The 10,049-nt window shown below is 74.1% G+C and carries 10 protein-coding genes; 5 read left to right on the top strand and 5 right to left on the bottom strand.

Going from position 1 to position 10,049, the window contains the following annotated elements:
- Positions 1–59 precede the first annotated feature (59 nt).
- From CTKZ_RS11250 to CTKZ_RS11235, 4 genes are all read left to right on the top strand, one after another.
- Positions 60–1,592: an MmgE/PrpD family protein gene (locus CTKZ_RS11250; protein WP_124343030.1), complete on the top strand. Its 1,533-nt coding sequence runs from the start codon at positions 60–62 to the stop codon at positions 1,590–1,592.
- Entirely contained in the window at positions 1,592–2,485 is an 894-nt protein-coding gene (gene prpB / locus CTKZ_RS11245) for a methylisocitrate lyase (protein WP_124343029.1), read from the top strand. The genes CTKZ_RS11250 and prpB overlap by 1 nt, the downstream gene beginning before the upstream one ends.
- A gap of 54 nt (positions 2,486–2,539) precedes the next feature.
- Entirely contained in the window at positions 2,540–3,670 is a 1,131-nt protein-coding gene (locus CTKZ_RS11240) for a bifunctional 2-methylcitrate synthase/citrate synthase (protein WP_200829715.1), read from the top strand.
- Between the two features lie 138 nt (positions 3,671–3,808).
- A complete protein-coding gene (locus CTKZ_RS11235) occupies positions 3,809–4,690 on the top strand; it encodes an endo alpha-1,4 polygalactosaminidase (protein WP_235843445.1) in 882 nt (293 codons plus the stop codon).
- Between the two features lie 137 nt (positions 4,691–4,827).
- On the opposite strand, the gene CTKZ_RS22015 is transcribed toward CTKZ_RS11235, so the two are convergent.
- Positions 4,828–4,980, bottom strand: coding sequence for a hypothetical protein (locus CTKZ_RS22015; protein WP_200829714.1), 153 nt, complete (start codon positions 4,978–4,980; stop codon positions 4,828–4,830).
- Between the two features lie 217 nt (positions 4,981–5,197).
- On the opposite strand from CTKZ_RS22015, the gene CTKZ_RS11230 reads away from it, so the two are divergent.
- On the top strand, positions 5,198–6,868 hold the full coding sequence (locus CTKZ_RS11230; RefSeq protein ID WP_124343026.1) for a hypothetical protein: 1,671 nt from the start codon (positions 5,198–5,200) through the stop codon (positions 6,866–6,868).
- Positions 6,869–7,040: 172 nt separating this feature from the next.
- Here CTKZ_RS11230 and CTKZ_RS11225 read toward each other — a convergent pair whose 3' ends face one another.
- From CTKZ_RS11225 to CTKZ_RS11210, 4 genes are all read right to left on the bottom strand, one after another.
- Positions 7,041–7,877, bottom strand: a complete 837-nt coding sequence (locus CTKZ_RS11225; protein ID WP_124343025.1) for an HpcH/HpaI aldolase/citrate lyase family protein — start codon at positions 7,875–7,877, stop codon at positions 7,041–7,043.
- Entirely contained in the window at positions 7,874–8,347 is a 474-nt protein-coding gene (locus CTKZ_RS11220; protein ID WP_124343024.1) for a MaoC family dehydratase, read from the bottom strand. Before CTKZ_RS11220 ends, CTKZ_RS11225 begins: the two co-directional genes overlap by 4 nt.
- Positions 8,344–9,528 (bottom strand): acyl-CoA dehydrogenase family protein, encoded by a 1,185-nt coding sequence (locus tag CTKZ_RS11215; RefSeq protein ID WP_124343023.1) that lies wholly within the window; start codon positions 9,526–9,528, stop codon positions 8,344–8,346. The genes CTKZ_RS11220 and CTKZ_RS11215 overlap by 4 nt, the downstream gene beginning before the upstream one ends.
- The coding region (locus CTKZ_RS11210) for an acyl-CoA carboxylase biotin carboxyl carrier protein subunit (RefSeq protein ID WP_124343022.1) at positions 9,525–10,049 on the bottom strand (525 nt) is incomplete at its 5' end. The genes CTKZ_RS11210 and CTKZ_RS11215, both read right to left, overlap by 4 nt.

The following is a 10,049-nucleotide window of genomic DNA, read 5'->3' as shown; positions in this document are numbered from 1 at the left end:
GCGGTCGGCGTCGTCGTGGCCGACGGGCCGCGGCACGCCCGACGAGGGACGGAGGCACGTTGCCCCGCACACACCACCTGCGCGTGCACCCGAGCGCCGACCGCCTGGCGCGCACCGACCAGCTCGCGTGGGCGATCGCGGAGGTCGCCGCAGACCCGGTCCCGGTGCCCGACGACGTCGTCGACATGGTCGTCAACCGCGTGATCGACAACGCGGCCGTGACCGCCGCGTCCCTCACCCGCTCGCCCGTCGTCGCCGCGCGCGCGCAGGCCGTCGCGCACCCGCACGCCGCGTCGTCGGCGCGGCACGGGTCGACCGTCTCCGGCCTGGCGCCCGACGTGCGCGTCTCCCCGGAGTGGGCCGCGTGGGCCAACGGTGTCGCGGTGCGCGAGCTCGACTACCACGACACGTTCCTGGCGGCGGACTACTCGCACCCGGCCGACAACATCCCGCCGCTCGTCGCGGTCGCGCAGCACGTCGGCCGGTCCGGCGCGGACCTCGTGCGCGCGATCGCCACGGGGTACGAGATCCAGGTGGACCTGGTGCGGGCGATCAGCCTGCACGCGCACAAGATCGACCACGTCGCGCACCTCGGCCCGTCGGTGGCCGCTGGCCTCGGCACGCTGCTGGGCCTCGCGCCCGACGTCACGTTCCAGGCCGTCGGGCAGGCGCTGCACACGACGACCGCGACGCGGCAGTCCCGCAAGGGCGAGATCTCGTCGTGGAAGGCGTACGCCCCCGCGTTCGCGGGGAAGGTCGCGATCGAGGCCGTCGACCGGGCGATGCGCGGCGAGGGCGCGCCGAGCCCGATCTACGAGGGCGAGGACGGCGTCGTCGCATGGATGCTCGACGGTCCGGACGCGTCGTACGACGTGCCGCTGCCGGGCCCGGGCGAGCCGAAGACGGCGATCCTCGACACGTACACCAAGGAGCACTCGGCGGAGTACCAGTCGCAGGCGCTCATCGACCTGGCCCGCCGGCTGCACCGGGAGCGCCCCGACCTGGCGGACCCGGCGAACGTCGCGTCGATCGTGCTCCACACCTCGCACCACACCCACCACGTCATCGGGTCCGGCGCGAACGACCCGCAGAAGTACGACCCGACCGCGTCGCGCGAGACGCTCGACCACTCGATCCCGTACATCGTCGCGGTGGCGCTGCAGGACGGGCGCTGGCACCACGTCGACTCGTACGCGTCGTCGCGCGCGGCCCGCCCGGACACCGTGGAGCTGTGGCGCAAGATCACGACGACCGAGGACCCCGCGTGGACGGCGCGCTACCACTCGACCGACCCCGCGCAGAAGGCGTTCGGCGGGCGTCTGGAGATCACGACGACCAGCGGCGAGGTGGTCGTCGAGGAGATCGCCGTCGCCGACGCGCACCCGCTCGGCGCGCGCCCGTTCGCACGCCCGCAGTACGTCGAGAAGTTCCGCACGCTCGCGACCGACGTGCTGGGCGAGGCCGAGGTGGCACGGTTCCTCGACGTCGCGCAGCGCCTGCCGTCCCTGGGGCCCGACGAGCTCGCGGGCCTCACGCTCGTCGCACCCGCCGCGGTCCTCGACGCCGTCCGTTCCCCGGGAGGACTCTTCTGATGCTGTACGCGACGACGACCGCCGCGGAGAAGCGCGTCGCCCTGCGCGAGGCCCTCGGGTCGGGGCGGCTGCTGCGTCTGCCGGGAGCCTTCAACCCGCTGTCGGCCCGGCTCATCGAGTCCAAGGGGTTCGACGGGGTCTACGTGTCCGGAGCCGTGATCTCGGCGGACCTGGGGCTGCCGGACATCGGCCTGACGACGGCGAGCGAGGTGACGCTGCGGGCGGGTCAGATCGCGCGGCAGAGCAACCTGCCGTCGATCGTCGACGCCGACACGGGCTTCGGCGAACCGATGAACGTCGCGCGCACCGTCCAGGGCCTCGAGGACGCCGGTCTCGCGGGCTGCCACATCGAGGACCAGGTCAACCCCAAGCGGTGCGGCCACCTCGACGGCAAGGACGTCGTCGACGAGGAGACCGCGCTGCGCCGCATCCGCGCCGCGGTCGACGGCCGTCGCGACCCGAACTTCCTCGTGGTCGCCCGGACCGACGCACGTGCCGTCGCCGGGCTGGACGCCGCGATCGACCGCGCGCACGCGCTCGTCGACGCCGGTGCCGACGCGGTCTTCCCCGAGGCGCTCACGAGCCCCGACGAGTTCGCGGCGTTCCGCGACGCGCTCGACGTCCCCCTGCTCGCCAACATGACCGAGTTCGGCAAGGGGAAGCTGCTCACCGCCCACGAGCTCGACGACCTCGGCATGAACATCGTCATCTACCCCGTCACGCTGCTGCGGCTCGCGATGGGCGCCGCGGTCGCCGGCCTCGACGAGATCCTCGCGACCGGCACGCAGGAAGGGGTGCTCGACCGCATGCAGACGCGCGCCGAGCTCTACGACCTGCTCGACTACGCGTCCTACAACCGGTTCGACGAGGGCGTGTTCAACTTCAGGCTGTAGCGCCCGCGCACCGGGCGTCCGTGCAATTTCCGTCAACGGCGATGGAGGCTGTGCATGACCGAGATCCACAAGGGGCTCGCGGGTGTGGTCGTGGACACGACCGCGATCTCGTCCGTCGACCCCGACAGCAACTCGCTGCTGTACCGCGGCTACCCCGTCGACCAGCTCGCCGAGCGCTGCCTCTTCGAGGAGGTCGCGTACCTGCTGTGGCACGGCGAGCTCCCGAACGCCGACGAGCTCGCCGCCTTCCAGGGCCGCGGCCGGTCGCAGCGCACGCTCCCCGAGCCCGTCGTCGAGGCCGTGCTCGCGCTGCCCACGACGTGCCACCCGATGGACGTCGTCCGCACCGCCGTGAGCGTCATCGGCGCGCACCACCCGCGCGCCGATGACCCGTCGCCCGAGGCGAACCTCGCCAAGTCGGTCCAGCTGCTCGCGCAGCTGCCCGCGGTCGTCGCGATCGACCAGCGCCGGCGCCGCGGCCAGGAGCCGATCCCCGCGCGCGACGACCTGCCCTTCGCCCAGAACATCTTCTGGATGACGTTCGGCGAGGTCCCCGACGCGGTCGTCGTCAAGGCGTTCGAGGTGTCGCTGATCCTCTACGCCGAGCACTCCTTCAACGCGTCCACGTTCACCGCGCGCGTCATCGCCTCGACCCTGTCCGACCTGCACTCCGCCGTCACGGGCGCCGTCGGCGCGCTCAAGGGCCCGCTGCACGGCGGCGCGAACGAGGCCGTCATGGCGACGTTCGCCGAGATCGGCTCCGCGTCACGCGCCGCGTCGTGGCTCGACGAGGAGATGGCCGCCAAGCGCAAGGTCATGGGGTTCGGGCACCGCGTCTACAAGCACGGCGACTCCCGCGTCCCCACCATGCGGCGCTGGCTCGAGCAGCTCGTCGCGCACTACGACCGGCAGGACCTGCTCAACCTGTACGTCGCGCTCGAGGACGCCATGACGGCGCGCACCGGCATCCTGCCGAACCTCGACTACCCCACCGGCCCGGCCTACCACCTCATGGGGTTCGACACCCCCACGTTCACGCCGCTGTTCGCCGCCGCGCGCGTCGTCGGGTGGACCGCGCACGTCATGGAGCAGCTCGCGTCGAACTCCCTCATCCGCCCGCTGAGCCGGTACGACGGCCCGGCGCGCCGCGACGTGCCCGCACGCGACGGGACCGCGTCCGCCTAGACCCGACCTGAGGCCGGGCCGCCCGTAGAGTGCACCGGCGAGCAGACGGACGTCGCAGGGGTCCCGCCGACAGGCGGTGCGCGGGAGAGGCGGGCGTCGAGGGTGAGACGAGGCGGCGGACGCGCGAAGGCCGTCCTGGTGGCGGTCGCGCTGACGCTGACGTCGGCGTGCACCGGTGAGCCCGCGAGCCGCGGCCCTGCGCTCGACCCCTCGGACACGACCCGGTCACCCGCCGCGGTCCCGCAGGTCTCCGCCGCACCGCTGCCGAGCGACGCGGCACCGCCGGCGACGGCTCCCCGTCCGGGACCGCCCGCGGGCGTGGTCGTCGACTACCAGCTCGGCGGCGGCTACGCGCCCCCCGCAGGGATCGGCGGGGTGGTGCGGGACGTGACCGACACCCCCGCGCCGGGGCTGTGGTCGGGCTGCTACGTCAACGGCTTCCAGACCCAGCCCGACGCACGCGACACGTGGCTCGGGCAGCACCCCGACCTCGTGCTGCAGGACGCGGCGGGCGACCCCGTCGTCGACCCGGGCTGGCCGGACGAGCTGCTGCTGGACACGTCGACGGCCGCCAAGAGGGCTGCGATCGCGGAGGTGGTCGGCGCGCAGGTGACCGCGTGCGCGCAGCGCGGCTTCGACGCGGTCGAGCTGGACAACCTGGACTCGTGGACCCGTTCGGACGGCCGGCTGACGATGGACGGGGCGCTCGACCTCGCGGCCCGCCTGGTGATCGTCGGGCACGCCGCGGGACTCGCGGTGGGTCAGAAGAACGCGCCCGAGCTCGGAGCGCGCGGACGCGACGAGGCCGGGTTCGACTTCGCGGTCGCCGAGGAGTGCCGCCGGTACGACGAGTGCGCGGCCTACACCGACGTGTACGGCGCGGCGGTGATCGACGTGGAGTACGACGTCGACGCGTGGACGCCCGCGTGCGCCGACCCCCGGCAGCCGGTCTCCACGATCCTGCGCGACGTCGAGCTGCGCACCCCCGAGGACGACGGCTACGTGCTGAGAACCTGCTGACCGCGGCGCGCGTGGGCGGCGTCGCGCTCGCGGGCGTCGGTCGATACCGACATGGCTGCCGTCCACGGCCTCCGCACAGCATCCATGTCGGTCTCGACGTCGTCCGTGCGGCGTTGGCGCGCGCGGACCGACGACGGTCAGTCGGTCGGTCCGGCCGCCGGGGCCTCCGGGTCCTCCTCAGGCTCGAACGTGTTCGGCTCTCCCGAGCCGACGCCCACGCCGCCGCCCTCGGCCAGCTCCTGCGTCTCGTCGTCGCGTCCTGCGTCGCCCTGCTCGTCGGTGGTGCTCATGGGGTCCTCCACCGAGTCCGTGCTCACCCCCGCCGCTGCCCCACGGGTTCTCCGACGGTAGGCCTGGTGGACGGCACCCGCAGGACGTCAGGAACGCGCGCAGGCGCGGCCTGGTCTCAGGCGCGACGACGGGCCCTCGACGGGGCCTGTGGATGAACCTGACGGGCCTGTCGCAGGGCTCCCTACCTTTGGCCCCGATCACTCCAAGGGGGCCCGAATGCGCCGTGTCATCGCTCTGCTCTGCCTCGTCCTCGGGACGGTTCCGCTCCTGCTGGGGACGGCGGCCGCTGCCGTCGTCGGACCGGACGACCGTGCCGACCTCCGCCCGCTCGCGGCGCCCGCAGGCGTCCGCGCCGTCGTCGTGCCGCACGACCTCGTCCCGCTCAGCGGGGTGACCTTGCACGTCGAGGCGCACGCCGACCGCGGCGACGTCCTCGTGGGCGCGGCGCACCCGGTCGACGTCGCCTCCTACGTCTCGACGACCCGACGCTTCGTGGTTCTCCGTGCCGGTACCGACGGCCGACCGGCGGGTGAGGTGCGCGGACGCATGGACGACGCACCTGGCGACCTCGCCTCCGCGACCTTCTGGGCAGCCGACGACCGCGGGGCCGGCACCCGGGAGCTGGACGTCGTGCTGACCGACGACCCGGTGGCGGTCACCGCGGTCGCGGCCGAACCCGGGGCCCGTCTCGACGTCGTCGTGGGCGTGGAGGTGGCGTCGGCCTTCCTCGTCGCCACCGCGACGGCCGTCACGGGAGGGGCCCTCGTCGCGGTCGGGATCTTCCTGCTGCGCCGTCGAGGTCCGCAGGGCTCGCCGGGCGGGGTGGGGTCGGACGAGGTCAGCGCGAGTGGTCGGGGCGTCGTCGGACGCTCGCGCATCGCGGCCGCGCACGTCGCGAGGCGGTCACGGGTCACCGGTCTCGCCTCGGTCGTCGCGGTCGCGACCGCCATGAGCGTGACCGGCTGCGTCACACGACCAGGCGTCGCGATCCGTCCGTCCGAGCCCGAGCGGCTCGCAGTGACGGACACCGAACGCGACGCACCCGACCCGAGCCCGCACCCGTACAGCGTGGCCGCGGCGGCGGCTGCCGCGGGCGATCCTGCCGCGTGGGCGGCGGTGCTCAGCGGCCCGGAGCTCGAGGCGCAGCAGTTCGAGACACGCGTGGAGCTCGCGCGTGCGGCACAGGACGGCACGCCCGTCGACGGCTCGACGTACGGGCTGACGACGCTCGAGGAGCTCAACCCCTCGTTCGCGCGCTACCCGCTGTTCCACGTCGAGGTCACGCGCAAGGAAGGTGACGCCACTGCGCCGCCGCTGCTGCGGCTGTCCGAGCGGCGCGACGTCCTCGACGGCTGGCACGTCCTGGCGGAGACGACCGTCACGGAGGGCACCGTCCTGCACCGGGGCGACCAGGACGCGCCGCACGCGCCGCAGGAGGCCGACCTGGCCCGCGCGCAGGACGGTCTCGCGGCGGTGCAGCACTACGTCCGGACCGGCGAGACCGGCCCGATCGCGGAGCTCGGGGCGCTCGACGACGTGCGCAGCGACCTTCTGCTCGGGGATCTCGGCGCGGTCGTGCAGTCGGTCACCGTCGACCCGTGGGGAGACCGGGCCGATCCGTTCGGTCCAGGCGGCGCCTCTCGCACGTTCGCCGTGGAGGGCGGCAGCGTCGCGGTGCTCTCCCTGGACGCCGACGTCACGATCTCCTCGATGTCGGCGGACGATCCCCTGCGGTTCGTCGACCCCGTGGTCGCGGACCTGGTCGGCCAGCCCGGGTGGCGCACCGCGCTCCGGGTGCGGGCCGTCGTCATCGTCGCGGTCGCGGTGTCGTCGTCGGGCAGCGTGACCGTGCTCGGCGCGTCCGCGAAGCCCGTCGACGGCGCATGAGACCGCGCCCGACGGTGTCGGTCTGCTGCGCGCCGGGGCGGCGCGGGTGGTGATCGCGGTCGCGGTCGCCGGGGTGCCGCAGTGCGCCATCGCCGGTGCGGGACGACGTCGTCGTCGTGCCGGCACGGCCGTCGTGGTGCCCGCCGTCATCGCCTGGATCAGTGTCCGGACGCTACGGGCGCGCGCGGCGCAGGACGTCCTCGGCGTGACGGAGGACCGGGGCGTCGACCATGCGGCCCTCCCAGCGGAACGCTCCTCGCTCGCCCTGTGCAGCGGTGAGCACCGCACGCGCCCACGCGACCTGCTCGTCGGTCGGGCGGTAGGCGGCTCGGACGACGTCGACCTGGCGCGGGTGGAGGCACGCGGTCGCGGTGAAGCCGCTCGCGGCGGCGTCGGAGGCCTCCGCGGCGAGGCCGTCGAGGTCGTCGAGGTCGACGTGCACCGCGTCGATCGCGGCCTTGCCGTGCGCGCCCGCGGCGAGCAGGACGGTCGAGCGGGCGTGTCGGGCGACGTCCCGGTACGTGCCGTCGGGTCGCCGGGTGGACGTGCCGCCGAGCGACGCGACGAGGTCCTCGGAGCCCCACATGAGCGCGACGACGTTCGCCTCGGCCGCGATGGCGTCGGCGTCGACGACGCCCTGGGCGGTCTCGACGAGCGCGACGACGTCGTAGGCGGCCAGCTCGCGCACGTCGGCGCGGTCGGCCGTCTTGGCGAGCATGACGGTCCGGTAGGGCGTGCCCGCGAGCGCGTGCAGGTCCTCGACGAGGTCGGGGGTGCCGGCCGCGTTGACGCGGACGATCGTGCGGTCGGGGTCGAGCGGCGTCGCGCGCAGCGCGTCACGGGCTCCGGGCTTGGCGTCGGGCAGGACGGCGTCCTCGAGGTCGAGGATGACGGCGTCGGCCCGCTCGGCGGCCTTGGCGTACCGGTCGGGCCGGTCCGCGGGGCAGAACAGGATCGCCGGGCCGAGCGCGAAGCTTCTGGTCCCCCCGCGCCCCGGGTCGAGGTTCACGGCGCCGCCTCCTTCGTCCAGAACAGGACGGTCCGGGTGGCCTCGGCGACGACGGCGCCGTCCTGGTTGCGGCCGGTGTGCGCGAGGGTGACGACGCCCTGGCCAGGCCGTGAGGTCGAGGGCCGCTTCGCGACGACGACGGTCTCGGAGTACAGCGTGTCGCCGTGGAAGAGAGGGTGCGGGAACCGGACCTCGGTGAACCCGAGGTTCGCGACGATCGTGCCCTGCGTGAGCTGCGTGACGGACGCCCCGACGAGCACCGCGAGCGTCATCATCGAGTTGACGAGCCGCTGCCCGAACGGCTGGTCCGCGGACCACGCGGCGTCGAGGTGCAGCGCCTGCGTGTTCATCGTCAGCGTGCTGAACAGCACGTTGTCCGCCTCGGTCAGGGTGCGTCCGGGGCGGTGCAGGTAGCGGGTGCCCGGTTCGAGCTCGTCGTAGTACAGCCCCCGCTGCACGACGTCGGTCACCGCGTGCTCACCCCCGAGCCGGCGAACCCGAGCTCGCGCGCGATGACCATGAGCTGCACCTCCGTCGTGCCCTCGCCGATCTCCAGGATCTTCGAGTCGCGGTAGTGCCGCGCGACCGGGTTCTCGTTGAGGACGCCGTACCCGCCGAAGATCTGCGTCGCGTCGCGCGCGTTGTCCATCGCCGCCTCGCTGCCGAGCAGCTTCGCGAGACTCGCCTCGAGCTTGAACGGCTGGCCCGCGACGAGCAGCCGCGCGGCCTCGTACCAGGCGAGCCGTGCGGCGTGCACGCGTGCCTCCATGCGGGCGAGCTTGAACGCGATGTGCTGGTTCTCGCCGATGGGGTGGCCGAACACGTTCCGGCTGCGGGCGTACCGCATCGCCTCCTCCAGGCAGCCCTGCGCGGCGCCCGTGCAGAGCGCCGCGATCGCGACGCGACCCTCGTCGAGCGCCTGGATGAACTGCGCGAACCCGCGCCCGCGCGTCCCGAGCAGGTTCTCCTCGGGGACGCGCAGGTCCTCGAACCGCAGCGGGTGGGTGTCCGACGTGTGCCAGCCGACCTTGTCGTAGGCGGGCAGGACCGTCAGCCCCGGCGTGCCGGCGGGGACGAGGATCGCCGACAGCTCCTTCGCGGTCGTGCCGTCGTCACGCGTGCGCTCGCCCGTCACCGCCGTGATCGTCAGGAGCCGCGTGATCTCGGAGCCGGAGTTGGTGATGAACTGCTTGCTGCCGTCGATGACCCACTCGCCGCCCTCCAGACGAGCCGTCGTGCGCGTGCCCGCCGCGTCCGACCCGGCGTCGGCCTCCGTCAGCCCGAACGCCGCGAGCCCGCGGCCCGACGTGAGCGTCGGCAGCCACTCCTCCTTCTGCGCGTCCGTCCCGAACCGGTAGACGGGCATGGCCCCGAGCCCGACGCCCGCCTCGAGCGTCACGCCGATCGACTGGTCGACGCGCCCGAGCTCCTCGACCGCGAGGCACAGGTCGAACATGTCGCGGCCCTGGCCGCCGTGCTCCTTCGGGAAGGGCAGGCCGAACAGCCCCATCTCCCCCATCTGCGCGAGGATCTCGTACGGCAGCTCGCGCTTCGTGTCGTACTCGTACGCGGCGGGCGCGACGACGTGGTCGGCGAAGTCGCGCACCTCGTCGCGAAGCTTGCGCTGCTCGGGGGTGAGGTCGTGGCTCATGGTGCGGTCCCTTCGTGGGGGGTGACGGTCGCGACCACGTGGTCGAGCTGCACCCGGTCGGCCGGTCGGACCGTGAGGGTGACGACGCCGTCGCGGGGGGCGGCGAGGCGGTGCTCCATCTTCATCGCCTCGATCGTGAGCAGGGGCTGACCGGCGACGACCTCGTCGCCGGTCGCGACGTCGACGGCGACGACGACGCCGGGCATGGGCGCGCGGACCTCGGGGGCGCTCGGGCCGTCGCCGCCCGGGCCTGCCGTGCGCGCGTCGGCGAGCTGCTCGGCCCGGCTGCGGACGCGGACGTCGTGCGTCGCACCGTCGACGGCGACCCAGGTGACGTCCCCGGCGACGGCGACGCGGACCGGGTGCACGACGCCGGCGATCTCGACGTCGGCCGCGTCGGGGCCGGTCCGGACGCACCGCACGCGCTGCCGCGGCGGGCCGCCGTCGGCCGAGCCGGTGCCTGCGCCCGCGCCTGCGCCAGCACTCGTGCCCGCGCCCGCATCTCCGCCCGTCCCCGCGCC

Source organism: Cellulomonas algicola, assembly GCF_003851725.1.
Taxonomy (GTDB): Bacteria; Actinomycetota; Actinomycetes; order Actinomycetales; family Cellulomonadaceae; genus Cellulomonas; species Cellulomonas algicola.
The sequence above is the reverse complement of the archived record's forward strand: the minus strand, read 5'-3'. Positions and strand labels throughout refer to the sequence as shown.